Raw genomic sequence first — 20,955 nt, 5'->3', positions numbered from 1 at the left:
GATACATGCTGACTTCGAGTGACGTCCTGAACCGCAGCTTCACATCGACGTCCTTCCGGCGGGGGTACGACGAGCTCGAGGTCGACGAGTTCCTCGACGAGCTGGTCGAGACCCTGCGCTACTACGAGCGCGGCGGACAGCCCCCACGGGGAGTGCCGGCATCCCACGTCCTGCCAGATCCGAAGCCCCCTCTGGAAGATCCGACTCCGACGGGTCAGCGGGCGTCGGAAGACCAAGGACCCTCGGACCCAGAGCCGCTGGAACCTCCGGCATCGCCGGTCGGTGACGGGCCGGGGACCCCCGCGCCGTCAGCTCTACCGGTCGTGGTCTCCCCGACGTCTCGCAAGTACATCGAACGAGCACAGCGGGCCAGCCGCTGGCTGCGTGAAGACCCGCTGCCCTGAGCCGCGTCGTAGCGGTCCTTGCCTCACGGCTCGGTCTCACGGCGAGGCCCGCTCACCAAGTCGCCATTGCTGCGGCGTCGTTCCGTGGCGGTCTCGGAAGCGGCGCACGAGGTAGCTCGCGTCTCGAAGGCCGGTCCGCTCGGCGATCACGGCGAGCGTCAGGTCGGTCTCCCGAAGCATGCGCCTGACCTCGGTCATTCGCCGTTCGGTGATCCAGTCGAGAACGGGGCGGCCGGTGCGCTCACGAACCACGGTGGTCAGGTGTCCGGGCGTGTACCCGAGCGCGCGGGCAACGTCTCCGGCAGATACCGGCTCGCGAAACGTGGCCTCGATCTGGTTGAACACGCGCTCCACGAGCGGGTCAGGCGCGCGCGTCGAACCCGGCGACGCCAGACGTGCGGTGGCGACCAGGATCCTGGTGAGCAGCCCCGCCGCTGCCTCCCTCGCCCCGAGGCGTCCCGGGTCTGCCAGCTCCTCGGCCAGGTCCGCAAGCCACGCCGACCAGCGCGGCCGCTCCGGTTCGGCGACCTGGCCGCCCTCGGTCCCCGGCGCGAACATGGCGAGCAACGGATGGTGAGCCCAGGCGAGCGGAGACAGGGCGGCGAGGTCGGGCACCGCGTCCGGTGTGAACGCGACCGACCAGCCCCAGCACCGGGCCAGCTCGTCGATGGCCGAGATGCCGATGATCTGACCGGGCGGCACCGCATAGACCTGTCCGGCGCAGAGTCGGCGCTCGGCGCCGTCGAGGGTGAACGACCCCGTGCCCTGCTCGATGTAGACCAGGACGAGGAAGTCGTGGGCGTGCCGGTGACCCGGTGGGAGGCCCGTGTGGGCCTCGGTGTCGAAGCGGATCACCGACACCGATGGCACGCCAGGGCGATGCTCGTATCGGTAGACCGGGGTCCCGTCGGGACGCACCGCGCGCAGGCGCGCGGGAACCGAAGGCGAAGGCCTGACCGAAGAATGTGCCATGGTGCACGACCTCTGTGCTGTCGTGGAACCGAAGAACGTCGAACACTGGAAGGAAGCAAGACAGGTCTACCACGACCACCGATCTCACCAACACCGCACACACCGAACACATCTGGGGGCACCCGTGACGACAACCAAGACCAACGTCCGCATCCTCGACCAGCGCACCCCGGACGAGCGCGACCGCCCGTTCCTGCCGGGCATGGGCAAGACCTGGCTCCTGCCCCTGTATGACGTGTTCACCCGGACGGCAGGCGTCCACGCGCTGCACGTACGCGCGGTCGAGCTCGCGGGCATCGCGCCGGCCGACGCAGTCGTCGATGTGGGGTGCGGGACCGGGAACCTGTCGCTCGCGGTGCTCGCGGCCCAACCGGACGCGGTGGTCACCGGTCTCGATCCGGACGCGGCCGCCCTGCACCGGGCCGCGCGCAAGGCCCGGCGCCGCGGCATACCCCTCACCCTGGTCCAGGGATACGCCGACCACCTGCCGGCAGAGGACGCCACCCTGGACCACGTGGTCTCGTCCCTGGCGCTGCACCACGTCGACGACAACGGTCGCGTCGCGTTCGCCCGGGATGCCCTGCGTGCCCTCCGGCCGGGCGGCAAGGTCACCATCGTCGATATCGGGGGTCCGGCAGCCAGCGCGGAAGGTGGACACGACCACGGGCATGACAGTGGCCATGACAGTGGCCACCGTCCTGCCCATGCCCTGCGGCACCTGCCCAAGCTGCTGCGGTCCCGTCTGGCCAAGAACCCCGTGGTCGCACGCAACTTCGGCGACGGGATCGTCGCGCTCCTCACCGACGCCGGCTTCCAGAATGCCCGCGAGGTCGAGCACGTGGACCACCGCTTCGGGCCCGTCACCTTCGTGCAGGCGACCCGCCCCTAGACCCGCACGACCGCCTGCGCACCACTGCGTGACGTGACGGACCGGTCCTCATCCGTCCACGGACGAGGCCGCGGACGAGGCCGCGGACCGGGGGACCGGGGTTCTCAGCCGGCCGGCCTGGGGTCGCGCCCCTGCCACGTGCAGACGCATGCCTCGTTGCCCTCTGGGTCCGCCAGGATCCAGAAGGCCGGGGCGCGCTCGGCGGAGACCATTCGCCCACCGGCTTCAAGCGCCCGCTCGATCCGGCCGGCAGCTTCGTCATGGGCAACGGTGACGTCGATGTGGATGCGGTTGCGTTGCGGTCTCGGCTCGTCCATCTGCTGGAACCACACGGCCGGACCCAGGCGACAGCGGTCCTGGAGGTCGTCCGCGGCGACGGTGTCCCAACCGAGCACGGCCTCCCAGAACGGGCGAACCGCCTCTATGTCGAGTGCATCGATCGCGATCTCCAGCACCGTCAGGGCGTTACGGTCGCTGGAGAGACCCATCTCCTGGACGACGATCTCGATGGCCCGTCCGAGCATGACGTCGGCCTCGGTGACACCGCCGCCCGGACGCGTCGAGAGGACGACGTGGACGAGGTTGCCGCGCACATCCAGGTCAGGTGAGCTGCCCAGGCCGGCCGAGAGCCGGCCCACCCGGGCGACGAGCTCGAAGGCGGTGGCAACGTCCGGCGTGCGCACCGACAGGTGCGGGCGCTGGAGCAGGAGTCTCCACCCGGGCAGGGCGTCAGAGGCGGCCTGACGGCTCAGCTTCTCGGTCACGGCCCCAGCGTATGGGCCGACGGCATACCCGGCCCTGCGGGCGCCCGGGGCAGCTCGAGCGCCACACAGGACCAATGGTTGTCAGCGGAGGCTGACCGCCTGGGAGTACACGTCCTGGTTCGGTGTCCCCACGCCCGGGTTGCCGCGGAAGTCGGTCCACGTCGGGTGGGCGACGAGGTCGCTGCCCATGGCGATGGCCGTGTAGTCGCCGATGAACTCGCCCTGGAGCACCTCCCCGGACACCGCCCCGATGCCGACGAACTGAACCTGCGGGTTGCTCGTCTGCGTGGTGACTCGCGCCGTTCCCGAGTTCCTCAGGTTGCCGATGCCCGTCGCACTGTTCATCCCGACGTCGAGGCCGATCCCGTTCGCGTCGTACCTGCGGGTGTAGTAGGACACTGCGAGACGCCCGTTGTAGGCCGCCACCGCGGGGAAGACCTCGTCCTGGGGCGAGCCGAGGGTGAACGGCGCCTGCCACTGCACGCCGTTGCCGGAGGTCGAGACGAGGACGTCACCGTTGGTCCGCACCGAGGCGCCGGAGGCGTTGTAGATGCCGTTCCGGTCATCGGCCCAGGTGACGTAGAGACGGTTGTTCGTCCGGTCGATCGCCAGAGACGGGAAGCTGTTGATCCGGAAGTTCTCGCCGGTCAGGCTCAGGTCGCCGATGTCGGCGTTGAACGGGAAGTCGTAGTCGGCCGCCACCTGGGTGTTGACGAAGGTCGCGCCCCCGTTGGTCGACTTGGCGACGACGATCGCGTCGTGGTCGGTCGGCTGGTCGCACGCGAGGGTCTGGCACACGGAGCCCTCATAGGCGACGTAGAGCGCACCGTCCGAGCCCACGAGCGGGAACGAACCTTGGTCGTAGGGCGTGATTCCCCCGGCGCTGAATGCCGGCGTGACCGTGGTCCGGGGACTCCAGGTGACACCGCCGTCGACGGACTTCGACATGACGATCGGGTTGTCATCGGTGCCGTAGCGGGTCCAGGTCACGTAGACCGCACCAGAACTCTGGTCGACGCCGATCCACTCCTTGTCGTTGAAGATGGGCGTGGGGCTTGGGTTGCCGTTGGCGTCGACGCCGTCGAGCTGCACGATGGACGGCTCGCTCCAGGTCATACCGCCGTCGTGCGAGACGTTGACGGCGATGCCGTTGGCTTCATTGAGGCGGCTGAACACGATGTTCGCGTAGTAGACGGTGTTGTTCGGTCCGAACGCGACCGCCGGGTCACCGGCGCCGTCCATCTGCGACAGCGCTCCGGTGGCGCCGGTCTGGAACGTCAGGTGGGGCAGCTGCACATTGGTCCACGTGTGGCCGGCGTCTGTGGTCGTGTAGGCCCACCCGGACGTGTCGTTCCGGTTCTCGCGGGAGTTGAAGACGCGGTAGTCGTTGGCACCCGCCACGAGGTTGCGCGCGTTGTCCGGGTTCACCGAGATCGTGGTCTCGTTCTGGGCCGCGGAACACCCTGTCTGGGAGCCCACCGGCACGACGGTGTCACCGACGATCGCGTCGACGTTCGGCGCGGGGTTGCCATACGGGTTCGGCTGACCCAAGAAGTCCTGGCACAACGCAGAGAGCCTGGGTTCGCCTGGGCCCTCCTTGTCATGGCCTCCATTCAGCAGCGGATTGCGAGCCAGGGGATGGGAGTGTTTGAGCAGCGGCGACGAATGGGCGTGACCGGCAGAGGCCGCCGTGGCGGACAACTCGGTCGAGAACGACGTGAAAGCGAAACCGATAAGGCTGAGGGTGGCCAGCGACGCCACCCTTCGCCGACTCTTCTTGTCCATGAGGCACCTCCGGGTTCCGTGACTATCCCTGGGCCTCCCCCATCCTTGGGACGGTACGCCGGCCCCGACGGGGACCGCAGGCGATTCGACAACACCCTGCCGACCACGCCAGAGGCGCTGGCGGGACCGATGTGACTGGCGTCCATCCCGTGCCGTCAAGACGGCGAAAGCCCGACGTGAGGCGAACCCAGCCAGCGACGTATGCCGTCACCTGAGTCGCGTCGTTCGCTGGCGGTTCGCCTGGTTGGGCTAGGAAGGGAACAGCCTCCAGTGCCCTTCGGAGACGACCTCGACCAGGTCTTCGTTCACCATGATCGCGGTCTCGTCGTCGATCGCATACGCCGGGCCGTTGATGTCGGCAGCCCACTTCTCCGCCTCGGCCTGGGTGTTGCCCGGCATGCCTTCGGGATTCACGTGCGGACAGATCGAGAAGTCGACGAAACCGAGCGTCTCGTCGCCCCCGCCAGGCGGCTTCCACCCGACGAAGACCTCGCCGATCCGAGGGGTCATCACCATGCTTCCGGCGCTGAGCCCGACCCAGACCGTCTTGTCCAGCGACGGCAGGAGATCCGCCAGGCCCGACTCGCGCATCCAGTGACAGAGGTACAGCGCGTCGCCGCCTGCCGCGAGCAGGACGTCCGCCTCGCGGACCCTGGGGACCCAGCGCTCCTCGTCGATGCTGGGCAGCGCAGTGAGCTCCAGCACGCCGACGGACTTCCACCCCAGGCCGGTCATCGGAAGGTCGGATCGTCCAGCGATGAATCGCCAGGCTCCCGCGCCTGGCCCGAGCTGGGGGTGTCCGTACTGGGCGGTGGGGATGCACAGGGCGGCGGAGTCCTCGATCGGCTTGCCCAGCAGGTCGACCAGCGCGTTCTGGATGCTCGGGTTCTTGACGCCCGCGGACGTGAGAAGAAGTCTCACCATGCCTCCTGCCTCGAGTGCGATGGACTATGCCTACCCCAGCGAGGAGACAATGAGGTCCGCGACGGCGGCCTGTTCGTTGGCGAACGGGTGGAACGCCTGGGCCCGAGTCAGGTCGGCATGCTGGCCGTTGACCCATGGGTCGGCCGAGCACACGTCGTGGCCCTGGCTCGCCTGCCAGACGTCGATGTAGTCGACGTGCTCCTGCGCGGCCGCCTCTCGCAGCGCCCACGTCAGGCGCTGGTTGACCTGGTTGCCGTAGCGGTAGTCGCCGGTTGCGAGTGGCATGAGCGATGGACACGTGCCCTGGCGCGGCAGGATCTCGGGGTAGCCCACGACGAGCACCCGAGCGTGCGGGGCGCGCTCCTTGATCGCGTCGATGACCCCGTGGATGCGCTGCTTGGTGACGGCGACAGCGGCGAGGAGGCGGTCCTGCCCATCGCTGCGCATGGCGTCCCGGCACGGTGCCCCGGTCGGGTCGCTCGGTGCCAGGGTCGGACAGAAGCCGACGAGCGTGCCGAAGACCTGGAAGTCGTTGCCACCGATCCCCAGGGTGACGAGGTCGGTGTCGGGTGTCACCGTGTCGAGCTGGGCCGAGACGCCGGCCATCTGCGAGCCGAACATGTCCTTCGTCTGCGCTCCGCTGCAGCTCACGTCGACGAAGTCCGCGATGCTGAGGGTCCGCGCCACGACGTGTGCGTAGTTGTTCGTCGACCGGAAGCAGCCGTTGGCCGGGATGATGCTCGGCACGAGGGGAGCCGCCGTGTACGAATCACCCAGAGCGACATACCTCGTCACCGCTTGAGGTGCCGCGGTCGCGGACGTGCTCGCGGTCAGTACTGGCAGGAAGGCCGTGGCCAGGACTGCGACGTGCGCCATCCATCGAGGGAACCGGGCGCGACGGAACATTTGATCCTCCACCTCGTTGTGGCAGCCCCGAGCAACCGGACCAGTCTGCATCGCGCGGCGCCTCTGTGGCTGAATGCTGCCTGCGAAGTTCGAGTCGGCGATCAGCGGCCACCCTTGGCGATGTAGTCCTCGCCGTCGTAATGAAGGTCGAGTGTGTCGATCACGCCGTCGCGGTAGGTGAAGAACTCCGCGAAGCGCACGGTCCCGCCGGGCATCGTGGCGTCGTAGAGCACCGCGGAGCCGTGGTCGTCGTGGACCTCACGCACGATGTCGATCTGCTCGACGGTGGCGATGAACCCGGACACCCCGCGAAGGAAGCCGTCCGTCGAGTCGGGCCGATGACCGGCGAGGGATCCGGTGAAGTCGAGGTGTCCCGAGAGCAACGGACGCAGGTCGTCCCCGTCGCCGTATGCCGTTGGTCCACTGGTGAGGATCCGGTAGTAGCTCTGCAGGACCGGGGGCGCATTGGTGGAGATGCTGCTCGACATGAGTCAGCGTGCCTTTGCGTAGGCCTTCTGTATTTCCTGGCTGATCCGGCCTCGGTCCGAGACGTCGTACCCGTTGTCTCGGGCCCACTTTCTCATCGCCGCGAGATCTGCCTTGTTCGACTTGGGCTTGGCTGCGGCGGCGCCGCTGGACCGCCGACCGCCGACCCGCCGTCCGTGCTGCACATAGACCGAGAGGCTCTGGCGGAGCTTCTTCGCGTTCTTGTCGTTGAGATCGATCTCGTACGACACCCCGTCCACAGCGAAGCGGACGGTCTCGCCACCCTGCCTGATCTCTTTGCCATCGACGTCATCGACGAGCTTGGTAATGATCTGCTGCGCCACCTTTTCTCCCATCGAGTAAACCCTGTCCCAAGAAACAATAGGCGCGCGGACGGCCGAAGACGAAGACCCACACGCGATGGCCCCGACAATCGACCCGACAATCGACCAGTGGTGATGTGCTGCGGCGTCAGGAACGGTGCAGTCCCGTCTGCAGGACCCGCCTCGTGGAGGCCGGATGAGCGTCGAGCTGCGAAGCGGGACGAACCGGCCTGCGCTGCAGGTCCCCGCCACAGTTCGGGCACTGACCACCCAGGCACACCTCGACACACCGCGCGCACCAGGTGCACTCGAAGGTGCAGATCATGGCATCGGTCGACCCGGGTGGCAGGTCGACGTCGCAGCATTCGCAGTTCGGCCGCAGCTCCAACATGCCGCCAGTGTCACAGCCTTCGCCGACCGCCACCCGCTGACGGGAGTCAACGGGACCCTGCGGCGCGGCGAGACGTGGCCCGCGCTCCACGTGCCACGATGACCGCATGACCGCGCAGCTGCACGTCCTGTCCGCCGGATATGCCGAGGATCGGGTGGCCAGCACCGTGGTCCTCATCCTCGACCAGGGGCAAGCCGTGGTGGTCGACCCCGGCATGGTGTCGCACCGCGGCAAGATCCTCGATCCGCTGGCCACGCTGGCGCTCGACGCGGCTGACGTCGGCGATGTGGTGTTCAGCCACCACCACCCCGACCACACGTTGAACGCGGCGCTGTTCGCACGAGCCCGGTTCCACGACTTCTGGGCGATCTACCAGGACGACAGCTGGACGGACCGGCCGGCCGACGGGTTCCAGCTCTCGCCGTCGGTGCGGCTGATGGCCACACCCGGTCACACTGCCCAGGACATCACCACCCTCGTCGACACCGCAGACGGCCTCGTGGCCTGCACGCATCTGTGGTGGTCCAAGGACGGCCCCGCCGAGGACCCGAGAGCCGAGGACCAGGCCGCACTGGACCGCTCCCGGGCCGCGCTGCTCGAGCTCGGTCCGGCCCTGATCGTGCCTGGTCACGGTGAGCCGTTCCACCCCGCCGAGCTGGACCGCCGTTGACTGCTCGGCGCCTGCCGTGAGTCAGCGGAAGCCGAAGTGCTCGAGCGCACCCCACGTCGGCGGTCCGACGGAGTGGCCCGCCGCGTTGACACCCGGCCCCGAAACTCCTGCGCGACGCTGGAACTCGGCGATCACCCTGGCGGTCTGCGGGCCGTAGCGCTTCGGCGCGAGGTCGATGTGCGAGTAAGCGGGAAAGGTCTTGTTGAGGAATCGCTGCAGGGCGGCGACCACGGACCCGGTGTCGCCCTCACGGAGCGTCGGCCGCTCGGGCGGCGGCGCGGGCGCTGCAGCCAGGCTGTCCCGCCAGACCTGAAGGCGCTTCATCGCGTCCGTGGCGTAGGCCTCGGCCGCAGGCCCGGACCCGTTGTAGGCCCGGAAGCCGCTGCGCACTCCCTTGGCCTTGATGAGCCCGGAGAGGATCTCGAACCCGACGAGGGCGTTGACTCGCCAGTCGTAGCAGCCGCCGCGGACGTCGGCGCGGTCCTGGAAGGCCGCAAGGGTGAGCTGTGTCGGGCCCACCCCCTGGCTGCCCAGCACTCCACGGTGCTGCTTGTACTGCAGGTACGAGTCCTTGGTGACCGGGCCGCCCAGCTCGTAGAAACCTCCCGTGTCGACCGGGTCGTGGCCGTAGACGTTGCGGCCGCCGCTCGACTCCTTGTCCAGCAACGTGGCCGCGGCAGCGAGCTCCAAGCCCGTGATGGCCGCGAGCTCGATGACCTCCGACGGCCTCTGTATGCCGTGCTGAGTCAGCACCGTGAGCGTTGCCATAGCGGTCATCCCCTTGCCGCCGGTCCCGCCTCGTCCCGGTGGACCGGACCCCGGTGCCGGAGCCGACACGAGCGACCTCGGCGTGTCTCCCCATTGTCGAACCCGGCCGGCCCGCGTGTCAGGGCATTGGGAAGGAGCCGCGCAACGCCTCTTCGCGCAACCGGTCCACCTCGTCGCACAGCGCAGGCACGTCGTGAGTCATGATCAGCGGCAGCGCCCGATGGGCCCGTTCGGCCGCAGTGACCTGATGCTGGAGCCTGCGCCGGATCAGGGCCGTGTCGACCGTGCTGGCGATACGGCCGCCGGAGCCCGCGCGAGAGAGCGGCTCAGCGTCGTCGCTCATCACGCACCCTCGGAAAGAGCCGGCGAGCGTCCCTCCGCGCGGCGGGACGTGCTTCGGGCGGGCTCAGGGCACCGATGTACAGCCATCGCGGCCTCGACGCTCACGACGGGCCGCCCGCTGGAGTCGGTGGCGATCTTGCGCGCGGTGACCCGCAAGGGGATGCCCTCAGCGCAGTAGGGGCAGCCGACGACGGACACGTGGTCCTCCGCTGCAGGCTCGGGGCTCTGGAACCCAAACATCTCCGTCATGACCTTCCTGTCTGGTGGCCCGAGCGCGATCGACCCCGCTCGTCGGGCGCGGCCTCGTGGATCCGCCCACTCATGCGACGCAGGACGCGGCCGATCGTGACGGTGAAACCCAGGGTCGTCGCGAACCGCCCCGGCGCGCCCGCTGCGCCGGGCCGCATACGGTGGGGGAATGAGCGTGACCGACCGGGGCCCTCGGCTGACCCAGTTCGCCCACGGCGGTGGGTGTGCGTGCAAGATCCCGCCGGGCGAGCTCGAGCGGATGGTCAGCGGGCTGACGGGGCAGCCCGACCCCACCCTGCTCGTCGGCCTCGACTCCGGCGACGACGCCGCCGCGGTGCGCATCGAGGGCGGCGTGGCCGTCCTCGCGACCGCCGACTTCTTCACGCCCGTCGTCGACGACCCTTACGACTGGGGCCGCATCGCGGCGGCCAACGCGCTGTCCGACATCTACGCCATGGGGGGCCGTCCGGTCGTCGCCGTGAACCTGCTCGGCTGGCCGCGCGACGTGCTCCCGATGGAGCTCGCCGCAGAGGTCCTGCGCGGAGGCCTGGACGTCGGGCGGCTCGCCGGCTGCCCCGTGGCCGGCGGCCACAGCATCGACGACCCGGAGCCGAAGTACGGCATGGCTGTCACCGGCATAGCCGACCCAGATCGCTTGCTGCGCAACGATGCCGGCACCGCAGGTATGCCGCTCACGCTGACCAAGCCGCTCGGGGTCGGCATCCTCAACAACCGCCACAAGGCCACAGGCGAGGTCTTTCCCGAGGCCGTCGAGTCGATGACCCTGCTCAACGCGAGCGCGGGTGCGGCAGCGGTCGAGGCGGGCCTGCGTGCGGCGACGGACGTCACCGGCTTCGGGCTGCTCGGCCACCTCTACAAGCTGGCCCGCGCCTCCGGCGTCGCCGCCATCGTGGACTCGGCTGCCGTGCCGTACCTCGCGGGTGCGCGCGAGTCGCTGGCTGCGGGCTACGTCCCCGGTGGCAGCCGCCGCAACCTCGACTGGGTGCGGCCGCAGCTGCGCTCCGACATCGACGAGGATGAGCTCGTCCTGCTCGCCGACGCCCAGACCAGCGGCGGCCTGCTCGTCGCCGGCGAGCTGCCTGGTCACCCGGTGATCGGTGAGCTCGTCGTGCACCGCGCCGGGGAACCGGTCCTCGTGGTCCGCTGAGGGCCCCCACGTCCGCGCGCCATGGCGGTTCGAGGTATTCGGCCCGAGGTGATAGGTCGCCTCATCTCACGAGCCGGCACCTCGAACCGACCGGCGCCCGGCTACCGCGCCGTCGTGATCGAGTCCTCCACGACGCCCTCGGCTCGACGGCGCTCGAGACGCTGTCGCTGCGGCTCGACAGTGTACTTCGGGTCGATCGCGGAGGCCATGCCCGCCTCGAACACCCCGAACCGCGTGCACACCGAACCGGCCATGAGCGCAAGGCCGCTCAGCGCAGCGCCGACCCGACTGCGACCCAGCGCGACCGCGCCGACGGCGCCTGCCGTCGTGAGGATCTTGCTCGCCTTCAGCAGCCGACCGGCCCGGCCGGTGCGCAACGGCTCGGAAAGGGTCGGCCCGAGGCGCTCGGTCATGCTCTCGAACGCGACGAGCTCGGTGACCGCGCTGAGGGCAGCGAGCTTGCGGGCCGGCCCGTTCTGGCTCGTCGGGACGGTGATCATCGCCAGTCCCGCCGCGGATGCGTTGGCCGAGCTGACGAAGACGAACGGCAGCTCACGGTAGGACTCGTGCCAGGTCGGCGTGGCCGTATCGGCGAGCAGCACCGCGGTGTATGCCGCGAGCGGCGGCGCGAAGAGCGCCGAGCCGACCGTGGCGGACGGCCCCGCGAGTGCCAGCGCCTTCCCCACGCCTGAACGGCCGTCGGTCAGTGCGGCACCCACCTCCGACGCGAGCGCGAGACCGGAGAAGCCGCTGAAACCGGCAAGGATCCACGACCCGACCGACATCGGGGACGTGAGCTTGACGGTGCGCATCATGTTGAGGGCCCGGCTCGGCTTGCCGAGGTCCATGGCCAAGGCGCCCCCACCCGCCGCCGCCGCCAGGACCGCGGCGACGCGCCCGGCCCGCCGCAGCGCCGGGTAGCCGCGTGCCGCGCCCCCCGCTGCGAGCAGCTGCGACCCGGCCGCGATGCCCCCGAGAAACAGGTAGGCCGCGATCTCCTTCTTCCACGGAGCCGGCTTGACGATGTGGCGGCCGTAGTAGCTGTCGAACGTCACGTCGGGCACCATCATCGACTCGTCGCGGCGTGTCTTTGGCGCCTCATCACGTGGCGCCTCGCTTCGCTGCGGCGCGTGCCGCGGCGCCTGATGGGCGTTGCCTTCCTCCGCTGCGCTCGCTCGTTCCTCCCACGCAGAGCGTGGGACCCAGCTCGCTGCGCTACGTCCAGGCAACGCCGGCGCCGCGGCTGATCCCGATTCATTCTCCGGCGCCCTATGGGCGTCCTCGCTGGGTTGCCGGCGCCGACGGGACGGCTCGGGCGGCCGGTCCGCGTCGAAGGGGTTGGTCGTCATCGGCGCCTCCGGAGGAACGAGGCCGCGGCCATCGCGAGCATGGCCAAGCCCGCGTAGCCGGCCTTGCGGAACATGTCGGGCAGATCTGCAGTGGTCACTCTGGGGTCAGGTGGCAGGCCGTAGACCTCAGGCTCGTCGAGCAGCAGGAAGACCGACCCGGTCCCGCCGACGCCGTCGTCCGGGTTGGCGCCGTAGAGACGGGCCTCGGGGTAGCCGAGCGCGTGCAGCTCGCCCACTCGCCGCTGGGCCTCGGTGCGCAGGTCGGCGAGGTTGCCGAACTTGATCGATGTCGTCGGGCACGCCTGGGCGCAGGCCGGCTGCTGGCCCTCACCGATGCGGTCGTAGCAGAGCGTGCACTTCTGGGCGATGCCCACGTTCTTCACCTCTCCGTTCGAGGCCGCGTGCGACGCCGGGTTGCTGTGCGAGCCCCCACCCGACCCCCCAGCCGACCCGCCGATCGAGATGCCGTGCGACTGCGCGCCGCGCTCGTGCCCCTCGTCACCCCGTCGCCGTTCGATGACCCCGAACGGGCAGGCCGCGACACAGTACCCGCAGCCGTTGCAGATGTCGTCCTGCACGACGACAGTGCCGAACTCCGTCCGGAAGAGCGAGCCGGTCGGGCACACGTCCAAGCACGCCGCGTGCGTGCAGTGCTTGCACACGTCCGACGACATGAGCCAGCGCACGTCGGGCACGGCGGAGTCCGTCGGCCCCGGCGCGGCAGCGCCCAGCCGTGCGTCGGGGCCGGCCACCTGGCCGTCGGTCCCCGTCCCGGGGAGTGCGGTCCCGGCACCCGAGCGCAGGGACGGCATACCCAGGGAGACGAGCCGTCGGCCCGACTCGCGAGCCTGATCGATGCGCTCGCTCGACTGCTCGACGAACGCGACGTGCCGCCACGTGCTCGCGCCCAGCGCGCCGGTGTTGTCATAGGACTGGCCGAGCAGGTCGAGCCCGTCCTCGGGGATGGCGTTCCACTCCTTGCAGGCGACCTCGCAGGCCTTGCAGCCGATGCAGATCGAGGTGTCGGTGAAGAATCCCTTGCGCGGCTCGACGACGTCCCAGGCCGCGTCGCTCGCCGGGTCGGTGGGACCCGACAGCTGGTTGCGCCAAAAACTCATCCGTCTTGCCCTCCCTGTTGGCTGGCGCCTCCGCTTCGCTTCGGCGCGTGCCGCGGCGGCTCATGGGCGTTGCCTTCCTGCGCTGCGCCCGCCTGCTGTTCCATCCGGGCCGCGTGCCGAAGCTGTGCCTCCCGGGACGCCGTGACGGCCTGCGCGTCCGCGGTCGCGAGCGCGTTGGACGTCTCGGTGGTCACGCCAGCTCGCGACTGGTACTCGGACACGAACCGCAGCAGCGCCTCGCCCGTCGGCCGGCGGCCCGGGACGATGTCGCACGAGCCGGCCTTGCTCTCCTGGATCTGCACGTTGGGGTCGAGCGCCACGCCGAGCAGGTCGTTGGCCGCATCGCCACTGACCAGCGCGTCCCGGCCGACCCCCCAGTGGTAGGGCAGCCCCACCTGGTGGATCGTGCGACCGCCGATGAGCAGCGGCTTCACCCGCTCGGTCACGAGGACTCGCGCCTCGATCGCGGTCCGTGCCGAGACGATCGTCGCCCACCCGCCGTTCTCGAGGCCGCGCTCCGCGGCGAGCTCGGGCGAGACCTCGCAGAAGAACTCGGGCTGAAGCTCGGACAGGTACGGCAGCCAGCGGCTCATGCCGCCCGCCGTGTGGTGCTCGGTGAGCCGGTACGTCGTGAACACGAAGGGGTAGACCTCCGACCCGGGGGTGTCACCCGACGGGCTCCACAGGTTGTCCTTGCGCGGGAAGACCTTGCGCGCCGGGCTCGACTGCTGTGCGTAGAGCGGGTTGCGCACCGGCGACTCCTGCGGCTCGTAGTGCGTCGGCAAGGGCCCGTCGAGCATCCCCTTCGGCGCGAACAGCCAGCCCTTGCCGTCCGCCTGCATGACGAACGGGTCGTCCCCGGCGAGGCCGTCGGGCCCGCCCGTGTCCTCGTCCGGCCGGAAGGTCGGAGCCTTGTCCGGCACGAAGTCAGGCACGTCGTGGCCCGTCCACTTCCCCTGCTCCTCGTCCCACCACACGTACTTCTTGCGCTCGCTCCAGGGCCTGCCCTCCGGGTCGGCCGAGGCGCGGTTGTAGAGGATGCGGCGGTTCGCCGGCCACGCCCAGCCCCACTCGAGGGCGGTCAGGTCCTGCTCGCGCCCGGGCTTGCGACGGGCCGCCTGGTTGACGCCGTCGGCGTAGACGCCGGTGTAGATCCAGCACCCGCCGTCGGTCGACCCGTCCGCCTTCATCTCGGTGTACGCCGAGAGGGGTTGCCCCGCCTTGTCCCCGGTCAGGTGACGGCCGTTGATCTCGGCCAGCACCGCCTCGGCGTCGGGGTCGCCCAGGTGGTCTGCCGGGTAGTCCCACGTGAGGTCCAGCAGGGGACGGTCGCGCTCGTCGGTCGAGCCGGCGAGCAGCTGCCGGACCCGGAGACCGAGCTGGTAGAAGAACTGGAGCTCGCTGCGGGAGTCGCCCTGGGGCTCGACCGCCTGGTGGTGCCACTGGAGCATCCGCTGCGTCTGCGTGAACGAGCCGCTCTTCTCCGTGTGGGCGGCCGCCGGGAGGAAGAAGACCTCGGTCTGGATGTCCTCCGTGGCCAGCTCCCCCGTCGCGATCTCGGGGCCGTCCTTCCAGAAGGTCGCCGACTCGATCATCGTGAAGTCGCGGACCACGAGCCACTTGAGGTGCGACATGGCCTGTCGCTGCATGCGACCGTGCGCGGACCCGACGGCCGGGTTCTGGCCGAGCAGGAAGTACCCCTCCACCTCGTCGTCGAGCATCGCCATCGTCGTCTGGTACGTGCCGTGGGCGCCGGAGAGCCTCGGGAGGTAGTCGAAGCACCAGTCGTTCTCGGCGGTCGCGGCCTTGCCCCACCATGCCTTCAGCAGGCTCACGGCATACGCATCGGCGTTGGCCCAGAAGCCCTTCTGCTGCTTGTTGGCGATCGCTCGGAGGTACTCCTGCCACGTGTCGTGCTGGCCCACGACCGGCATGGCCAGGTAGCCCGGCAGGATGTTGTAGAGGGTCGGGATGTCGGTCGAGCCCTGGATGCTCGCGTGGCCGCGCAGCGCCATGACCCCGCCACCCGGCCGACCGACGTTGCCGAGCAGCAGCTGGATGATCGCCGACGTCCGGATGAACTGCGCGCCGAGCGTGTGCTGGGTCCAGCCCACGGCATACACGAAGCACGTCGTCCGGTCGCGGCCGCTGTTCTCCGTGACGGCCTTGGCGAGGTAGGCGAAGTCGTCGACGGAGATCCCACACACGTCGGCGACCATCTCCGGCGTGTAGCGGGAGTAGTGCCGCTTGAGGATCTGGAAGACCGTCCGCGGGTGCTGCAGGCTGTCGTCTCGCACGACCTTCGCGTGCTCCAGCGCGGGGCCGCCTGAGCCGTGCTGGTCGCCGGCGGCCCGCTCGGCACCGCTGTGGCCGTGCTCGTGCCCGGCTGCCGGCCCACCGATCGTGCCGAGCGGCGCCTCACCGTCCTCACCGCGGCTCTCGTAGGCCCACGTGTCGGGCTGGTAGCTGCCCTTCCCTGCGTCGTAGCCGGAGAAGAGGCCGTCGAGGTCCTCCGTGTCGCGGAAGTCCTCGTTGATGATCGTCGCAGCGTTCGTGTATGCGACGACGTACTCCTTGAAGTAGAGGTCGTTGCTGACGATGTGGTTGATCAGGGCGCCGAGCAGCACGACGTCGCTGCCGGCCCGGATCGGGATGTGCTTGTCGGCCGTGGCCGAGGTGCGCGTGAACCGCGGGTCGATGTGGATCACCTTGGCGCCCTTGAGACGTGCCTCGGTGACCCACTGGTAGGCGACCGGATGGCACTCGGCCATGTTCGATCCCTGGATGACGATGCAGTCCGAGTTGGACAGGTCCTGCACGTACTGTGTCGCGCCGCCGCGCCCGAACGAGGACCCCAGACTGGGGACCGTGGAGGAGTGTCAAATACGAGCCTGGTTCTCGATCTGGATCGCGCCGGCGGCGGTGAACAGCTTCTTGATGAGGTAGTTCTCCTCGTTGTCGAGCGTCGCCCCGCCCAGCGAGGCGATGCCCATCGTGCGCCGCAGCGGCCGGCCGTGCTCGTCGTGGTCCTGCCAGCCGTGCCGGCGCGACTCGACGAACCGGTGGGCGATCATGTCGACGGCCTCGTCGAGGTCGATCGGCTCCCACTCCGTGCCGCCGGGCCGGCGGTACAGCGCCTTGCGCTGGCGGCCGGGGTGGTTGACGAGCTGCTCGCTGGCCGAGCCCTTCGGGCACAACCGGCCGCGCGACACCGGCGAGTCGGGGTCTCCCTCGATCTGGACCACCTTCTCGTCCTTGACGAAGACGCGCTGGCCACAGCCGACCGCGCAGTAGGGGCAGATGCTCTTGACGACCCGGTCCGCGGTGGCGGTGCGGGGCCGCATCGACCGCGTGGTGTCCGAGGTGACCGCCGGACCGCGGGCGAGGTAGTCGCCCGAGCGGAGCTGCCGCACGACGGGCCACGAGAGGAACGTCTTCTTCGGGTCCATCACCGTCACCTTCCTTCGCGCAGGGCACGGTCGGTATGCCGTCGGCAGCCGTCCATGAGTCATCTTTCCCAGGCAGGGGGGTCGCCTAACACCCTAGGCCCGCACGGCGTGCATTTGGCGCCTCGCTTCGCTGCAGCGCGTGCCGGCCGACACGATTCGGCGCGGCCCCGGGCACGGCGGCATACTCGCCGGGTGACGACGACGAACCTCGACGGGCGCATCCCGGCTGACCCCGACGCCGATGCGCTCTACGACGCGTTCGCCGAGTGGACTGCGGAGCAGGGGCTCACGCTGTACCCGCACCAGGAGGAGGCGCTTCTCGAGATCCTCTCGGGGAGCAACCTGATCCTGTCAACGCCCACCGGGTCGGGCAAGTCGCTCGTCGCCACCGCCGCCCACTTCACGGCCCTCGCGGAGGACCGCGTCAGCTTCTACACAGCGCCGATCAAGGCTCTGGTCTCCGAGAAGTTCTTCGCGCTGTGCGACCAGTTCGGAGCCGACAACGTCGGCATGATCACCGGCGACGCGTCGGTCAACGCGGACGCGCCGATCATCTGCTGCACCGCCGAGATCCTCGCGAACCTCGCTCTGCGAGAAGGCAGCTCGGCCGACATCGGCCTGGTCATCATGGACGAGTTTCACTTCTACTCCGAGCCGGACCGCGGCTGGGCGTGGCAGGTGCCGATCCTCGAGCTGCCGCAGGCGCAGTTCGTCCTCATGTCGGCCACGCTGGGCGACGTGACGATGTTCCGCGACGACCTGACCCGGCGGACGGGTCGCGCGACGGCCGTCATCTCGGGCACCGAGCGGCCCGTCCCGCTGGAGTTCTCGTATGCCGTGACGCCCCTGCACGAGACCATCGAGGAGCTGCTCGAGCACGACCGTGCGCCGGTCTACGTCGTGCACTTCACGCAGGCGGCCGCGCTCGAGCGGGCACAGAGCCTCATGGCCGTGCGGATCACGAGCCGCGAGGAGCGCGAGGCGATCGCCGAGCGGATCGGCGGCTTCCGTTTCGGCGCCGGCTTCGGCCGCACCCTCTCGCGCCTCGTCCGGCACGGGATCGGGGTGCACCACGCGGGCATGCTGCCCAAGTACCGCCGGCTCGTGGAGCAGCTCGCGCAGGACGGCCTGCTCAAGGTCATCTGCGGCACGGACACGCTCGGGGTCGGGATCAACGTGCCGATCCGCACGGTCCTGCTCACCGGGCTCACCAAGTTCGACGGGACGAAGCAGCGGCTCCTCAAGGCGCGCGAGTTCCACCAGATCGTCGGGCGCGCGGGCCGGGCGGGCTTTGACGCCCGCGGCTGGGTCGTGGCCCAGGCGCCCGAGCACGTCATCGAGAACCTGCGGGCGGTCGAGAAGGCCGGTGACGACCCGAAGAAGCTCAAGCGGGTCCAGCGCAAGAAGGCGCCCGAGGGCTTCGTCGGCTGGTCCCAGGAGACGTTCGAGCGGCTCATCGCCTCGGAGCCCGAGCCGCTGCAGCCCCGGCTTCGCGTCTCGCACTCCCTGCTCGTCAACCTCCTTGCGCGAGAAGGCAACCCGGTGGCGCATGCAGTGCGCCTGCTCTCGGACAACCACCACGAGGTAAAGGACCAGCGGCGCCTGCAGCGGCACGCCCTGGTGCTCGCCAAGGAGCTGCTCACCTCGGGTGTGGTCGAGCGGCTGCCGACCGTCGAGTCGTCCGGGCGCCGGTTCGCCCTGACCATCGACCTCCAGCGCGACTTCGCGCTCAACCAGCCGCTCGCGCCGTTCGCCCTCGCCGTCATGGACACCCTCGACCCCGAGTCCGAGACCTACGCGCGCGACCTGCTGTCGATCATCGAGGCGATCCTCGAGGACCCCCGACAGGTCCTGTGGGCGCAGGAGTTCAAGGCCCGCGGCGAGGCCGTCGCGGCCATGAAGCTGGACGGAGTCGAGTACGAGGAGCGGATGGAGCGGCTCGAGGAGGTCACCTGGCCCAAGCCCTTGGCCGACCTCCTCGAGGTCACGCTCGCGGCATACCGGAAGTCCCACCCGTGGGTCTCACCCGAAGCGCTGTCACCGAAGTCGGTCGTTCGTGAGATGTACGAGCGCGGCATGACGTTCAACGAGTTCGTCTCGTACTACGGGCTGTCGAGGTCCGAGGGCCTGCTGCTGCGCTATCTCAGCGACGCCTATCGCGCCCTGCGCCGCACCGTGCCCGAGTCGCACCGCACCGAGGAGCTCGAGGACATCATCGAGTGGCTCGGCGAGCTCGTCCGCCAGACCGACTCGAGCCTCCTCGACGAGTGGGAGGAGCTGGTCAACCCGGCGTCGACCACCGCCACCACGGCCGATGTGACGCCACCGGCCCGGCCGCTCACCGCGAACGAGCGGGCGTTCACGGTGATGGTCCGCAACGCGATGTTCCACCGGGTCGAGCTCGCCGCCCGCGACGCCTGGGAGGCGTTGGGCGAGCTGGAGGCGCGGGTCGCGGAGCTCACGGACCCGCCTCGGCCGGTGGTCATGGATGCGGACGCGTGGAACGACGCCCTCGGCGCCTACTACGACGACCACGACTCGATCGCCACGGACCAGGCCGCCCGCTCCCCCGCGCTGCTCCAGGTCGAGAAGGTGCCGGGCGAGTGGCGGCTTCGGCAAGTGGTCGCCGACCCCGACGGCGACCACGACTGGGGCATCACCGCGGTCGTCGACCTGGCCGCGAGCGACGATGCGGGGGCGGCGGTCGTGACGGTCACCGGTTTCGCCCGCCTCGGCGGCTGACCCGGCTCGCCCACGCGCACGGGTCGAGGCCGCGCCCGCGGCAGACAGGTGGCCCACGGTGGCCCGCCCTAGGGTGGCCTTCATGGCGAACCACGAGGTGTCCGAACGCGAGCTGGCGGGGCCCGAGGGCCTGGTCGTCAGACCCGCCGAGGGCGGCACCGGGACGGGCGTGCTCGTGCTGTCCGGATCGAGCGGGCGCGTCGAGCGCGACCGCGTGAGGGTGCTGGGCCGGGCCGGCGCGACCGCGATGACGTACCGGTGGTTCGGTGACGACAGCCAGCCCGCGGCGATCCACGAGCTCCCGCTCGAGTCTTTCGACTGGGCAGTGGACCTCCTTGCGGGACAATGCGATCGGGTCGTCCTCATGGGCGTGTCCAAGTCAGCCGAGGCATTCCTGGCGTATGCCGCCGACGACCCCCGCGTGGACGCCGTGGTTGCGCTCGCGCCGAGTCACGTGGTGTGGGCGAACGTCGGGCCTGGACCAGACGGTGAGCTCCGTCCGCAGGCCTCGTCGTGGAGCCGGCACGGTGAGCCGATGTCGTTCGTCCCCTACGACGACGATGTGGAGGTGTCCGGCGAGCCGCCGGTCTTCGCTCCGATGTACCGCCAGAGCCTGCTCACCTTCGCCGACCGGGTCGGCGTGGCCACGATCCCCGTCGAGCGGTTCTTCGGCGACGTGTTGCTCGTGGCCGGCGGCGACGACCAGGTGTGGCCGTCGCTCGAGTCCGCCCGGGCCATCGAGGCCCGCCGACGCGCCGAGGGCCTCCCGACCACCGTCGTCACCCACCCCGAGGCCGGGCACCGCGTCATCCTCCCCGGAGAGGAGCCCGCCGGCGGCGGCCGGCCGATGGCACGGGGTGGCACCGATGCCGGCGACCGTGCCCTCGGCCGCCTCGCCTGGCCCGAGATCCTTCGAGTCATCGGCGCAGAGTGACGTAGGTACCTCAGGCCGGCCCGCGCGACCCGTAAGACACAGCGGGCGGCGAGAATACGGCATACGTCCGATGTGCGGGGCCACGCCTCAGACCGAGTCTGGAGACGTCACGAAAGCACCCACTCGAAGGACGAGGTCATGGTCTCCTACTACGTCTTCTCAGCCCTGGCCGCACAGCGCGAGGACGAGATCGAGCGCCAGGCCGCCCTGGCTCAGCGTCGTCGCGCACACGTGCAGCGGGACACCGCCACCGGACGGCTGCCCCGCGAGCGCCGACTCCGCTGGCGCCGGAGCCGTCACCTCCGTGTGGTCTGACCCGGCG

At 70.0% G+C, this 20,955-nt stretch carries 20 protein-coding genes and 1 pseudogene; 7 read left to right on the top strand and 14 right to left on the bottom strand.

Translation table 11 applies throughout. The annotated features are described in order from the left end of the window. The first annotated feature begins 5 nt into the window (after nt 1-5). Nucleotides 6-404, top strand: a complete 399-nt coding sequence (locus tag ACWEOW_RS15905) for a DivIVA domain-containing protein (RefSeq protein WP_452270192.1) — start codon at nt 6-8, stop codon at nt 402-404. Nucleotides 405-440: 36 nt separating this feature from the next. Here the strand turns inward: ACWEOW_RS15905 and ACWEOW_RS15900 are convergent, their stop codons facing one another. Then, nucleotides 441-1,274, bottom strand: coding sequence for an AraC family transcriptional regulator (locus ACWEOW_RS15900; RefSeq protein WP_452270191.1), 834 nt, complete (start codon nt 1,272-1,274; stop codon nt 441-443). Between the two features lie 226 nt (nt 1,275-1,500). Here ACWEOW_RS15900 and ACWEOW_RS15895 point away from each other — a divergent pair, with 226 nt between their 5' ends. Beyond that, on the top strand, nt 1,501-2,265 hold the full coding sequence (locus ACWEOW_RS15895; protein ID WP_452270190.1) for a class I SAM-dependent methyltransferase: 765 nt from the start codon (nt 1,501-1,503) through the stop codon (nt 2,263-2,265). A gap of 104 nt (nt 2,266-2,369) precedes the next feature. On the opposite strand, the gene ACWEOW_RS15890 is transcribed toward ACWEOW_RS15895, so the two are convergent. From ACWEOW_RS15890 to ACWEOW_RS15860, 7 genes are all read right to left on the bottom strand, one after another. After that, nucleotides 2,370-3,029 (bottom strand): VOC family protein, encoded by a 660-nt coding sequence (locus ACWEOW_RS15890; RefSeq protein ID WP_452270189.1) that lies wholly within the window; start codon nt 3,027-3,029, stop codon nt 2,370-2,372. 81 nt (nt 3,030-3,110) lie between these two features. Then, nucleotides 3,111-4,595, bottom strand: coding sequence for a sialidase family protein (locus ACWEOW_RS15885; RefSeq protein WP_452270188.1), 1,485 nt, complete (start codon nt 4,593-4,595; stop codon nt 3,111-3,113). A gap of 468 nt (nt 4,596-5,063) precedes the next feature. Next, nucleotides 5,064-5,735: a Type 1 glutamine amidotransferase-like domain-containing protein gene (locus ACWEOW_RS15880; RefSeq protein ID WP_452270187.1), complete on the bottom strand. Its 672-nt coding sequence runs from the start codon at nt 5,733-5,735 to the stop codon at nt 5,064-5,066. A gap of 33 nt (nt 5,736-5,768) precedes the next feature. Next, nucleotides 5,769-6,614, bottom strand: coding sequence for an SGNH/GDSL hydrolase family protein (locus ACWEOW_RS15875; protein WP_452270186.1), 846 nt, complete (start codon nt 6,612-6,614; stop codon nt 5,769-5,771). Between the two features lie 131 nt (nt 6,615-6,745). Next, nucleotides 6,746-7,132 (bottom strand): hypothetical protein, encoded by a 387-nt coding sequence (locus ACWEOW_RS15870; protein ID WP_452270185.1) that lies wholly within the window; start codon nt 7,130-7,132, stop codon nt 6,746-6,748. Nucleotides 7,133-7,135: 3 nt separating this feature from the next. Beyond that, nucleotides 7,136-7,474, bottom strand: a complete 339-nt coding sequence (locus ACWEOW_RS15865) for a histone-like nucleoid-structuring protein Lsr2 (RefSeq protein ID WP_452270184.1) — start codon at nt 7,472-7,474, stop codon at nt 7,136-7,138. A gap of 127 nt (nt 7,475-7,601) precedes the next feature. Then, complete coding sequence (locus ACWEOW_RS15860) at nt 7,602-7,844, bottom strand: DUF1272 domain-containing protein (protein ID WP_452270183.1); 243 nt, start codon at nt 7,842-7,844, stop codon at nt 7,602-7,604. 106 nt (nt 7,845-7,950) lie between these two features. Here ACWEOW_RS15860 and ACWEOW_RS15855 point away from each other — a divergent pair, with 106 nt between their 5' ends. Beyond that, nucleotides 7,951-8,514 carry an MBL fold metallo-hydrolase gene (locus ACWEOW_RS15855; protein WP_452270182.1) on the top strand — a complete coding sequence of 188 codons (564 nt, stop codon included), beginning with the start codon at nt 7,951-7,953 and terminating at the stop codon, nt 8,512-8,514. A gap of 21 nt (nt 8,515-8,535) precedes the next feature. Here ACWEOW_RS15855 and ACWEOW_RS15850 read toward each other — a convergent pair whose 3' ends face one another. From ACWEOW_RS15850 to ACWEOW_RS15840, 3 genes are all read right to left on the bottom strand, one after another. Continuing rightward, a complete protein-coding gene (locus ACWEOW_RS15850) occupies nt 8,536-9,282 on the bottom strand; it encodes a peptidoglycan-binding domain-containing protein (RefSeq protein WP_452270181.1) in 747 nt (248 codons plus the stop codon). Nucleotides 9,283-9,400: 118 nt separating this feature from the next. After that, the gene (locus tag ACWEOW_RS15845; RefSeq protein ID WP_452270180.1) at nt 9,401-9,625 is read right to left on the bottom strand and encodes a hypothetical protein; all 225 of its coding nucleotides are present in this window, start codon (nt 9,623-9,625) and stop codon (nt 9,401-9,403) included. After that, nucleotides 9,625-9,873, bottom strand: a complete 249-nt coding sequence (locus tag ACWEOW_RS15840) for a hypothetical protein (protein WP_452270179.1) — start codon at nt 9,871-9,873, stop codon at nt 9,625-9,627. The genes ACWEOW_RS15845 and ACWEOW_RS15840 overlap by 1 nt, the downstream gene beginning before the upstream one ends. Before the next feature lie 169 nt (nt 9,874-10,042). Between ACWEOW_RS15840 and selD the strand changes: the two genes are divergently transcribed. After that, nucleotides 10,043-11,041, top strand: coding sequence for a selenide, water dikinase SelD (gene selD / locus ACWEOW_RS15835; protein WP_452270178.1), 999 nt, complete (start codon nt 10,043-10,045; stop codon nt 11,039-11,041). A 101-nt stretch (nt 11,042-11,142) separates the two neighbouring features. On the opposite strand, the gene nrfD is transcribed toward selD, so the two are convergent. The 3 genes and pseudogenes from nrfD to fdh form a co-directional block, all read right to left on the bottom strand. Continuing rightward, a complete protein-coding gene (gene nrfD / locus ACWEOW_RS15830; protein ID WP_452270177.1) occupies nt 11,143-12,096 on the bottom strand; it encodes an NrfD/PsrC family molybdoenzyme membrane anchor subunit in 954 nt (317 codons plus the stop codon). 290 nt (nt 12,097-12,386) lie between these two features. Continuing rightward, on the bottom strand, nt 12,387-13,508 hold the full coding sequence (locus ACWEOW_RS15825) for a 4Fe-4S dicluster domain-containing protein (protein ID WP_452270176.1): 1,122 nt from the start codon (nt 13,506-13,508) through the stop codon (nt 12,387-12,389). Between the two features lie 149 nt (nt 13,509-13,657). Continuing rightward, nucleotides 13,658-16,957: pseudogene (fdh, locus tag ACWEOW_RS15820) on the bottom strand (formate dehydrogenase); the annotation flags it as partial. A gap of 192 nt (nt 16,958-17,149) precedes the next feature. Between fdh and ACWEOW_RS15815 the strand changes: the two are divergent. From ACWEOW_RS15815 to ACWEOW_RS15805, 3 genes are all read left to right on the top strand, one after another. Then, nucleotides 17,150-19,699, top strand: coding sequence for a DEAD/DEAH box helicase (locus tag ACWEOW_RS15815; RefSeq protein WP_452270175.1), 2,550 nt, complete (start codon nt 17,150-17,152; stop codon nt 19,697-19,699). An 82-nt stretch (nt 19,700-19,781) separates the two neighbouring features. Beyond that, nucleotides 19,782-20,633: an acyl-CoA thioester hydrolase/BAAT C-terminal domain-containing protein gene (locus tag ACWEOW_RS15810; RefSeq protein ID WP_452270174.1), complete on the top strand. Its 852-nt coding sequence runs from the start codon at nt 19,782-19,784 to the stop codon at nt 20,631-20,633. A 138-nt stretch (nt 20,634-20,771) separates the two neighbouring features. Further along, the gene (locus tag ACWEOW_RS15805) at nt 20,772-20,948 is read left to right on the top strand and encodes a hypothetical protein (protein ID WP_452270173.1); all 177 of its coding nucleotides are present in this window, start codon (nt 20,772-20,774) and stop codon (nt 20,946-20,948) included. Nucleotides 20,949-20,955: the final 7 nt, after the last annotated feature.

The organism is Monashia sp. NPDC004114 (assembly GCF_053603855.1).
The sequence above is the reverse complement of the archived record's forward strand: the minus strand, read 5'-3'. Positions and strand labels throughout refer to the sequence as shown.

Coding starts and splice junctions, on each gene's coding strand:
- ACWEOW_RS15905 (WP_452270192.1), top strand. CDS start 6: ATGCTGACTTCGAGTGACGTCCTGAACCGCAGCTTCACATCGACGTCC.
- ACWEOW_RS15875 (WP_452270186.1), bottom strand. CDS start 6,614: ATGGCGCACGTCGCAGTCCTGGCCACGGCCTTCCTGCCAGTACTGACC.
- ACWEOW_RS15870 (WP_452270185.1), bottom strand. CDS start 7,132: ATGTCGAGCAGCATCTCCACCAATGCGCCCCCGGTCCTGCAGAGCTAC.
- ACWEOW_RS15860 (WP_452270183.1), bottom strand. CDS start 7,844: ATGTTGGAGCTGCGGCCGAACTGCGAATGCTGCGACGTCGACCTGCCA.
- ACWEOW_RS15855 (WP_452270182.1), top strand. CDS start 7,951: ATGACCGCGCAGCTGCACGTCCTGTCCGCCGGATATGCCGAGGATCGG.
- ACWEOW_RS15850 (WP_452270181.1), bottom strand. CDS start 9,282: ATGGCAACGCTCACGGTGCTGACTCAGCACGGCATACAGAGGCCGTCG.
- ACWEOW_RS15845 (WP_452270180.1), bottom strand. CDS start 9,625: ATGAGCGACGACGCTGAGCCGCTCTCTCGCGCGGGCTCCGGCGGCCGT.
- ACWEOW_RS15840 (WP_452270179.1), bottom strand. CDS start 9,873: ATGACGGAGATGTTTGGGTTCCAGAGCCCCGAGCCTGCAGCGGAGGAC.
- selD (WP_452270178.1), top strand. CDS start 10,043: ATGAGCGTGACCGACCGGGGCCCTCGGCTGACCCAGTTCGCCCACGGC.
- ACWEOW_RS15825 (WP_452270176.1), bottom strand. CDS start 13,508: ATGAGTTTTTGGCGCAACCAGCTGTCGGGTCCCACCGACCCGGCGAGC.
- ACWEOW_RS15810 (WP_452270174.1), top strand. CDS start 19,782: ATGGCGAACCACGAGGTGTCCGAACGCGAGCTGGCGGGGCCCGAGGGC.
- ACWEOW_RS15805 (WP_452270173.1), top strand. CDS start 20,772: ATGGTCTCCTACTACGTCTTCTCAGCCCTGGCCGCACAGCGCGAGGAC.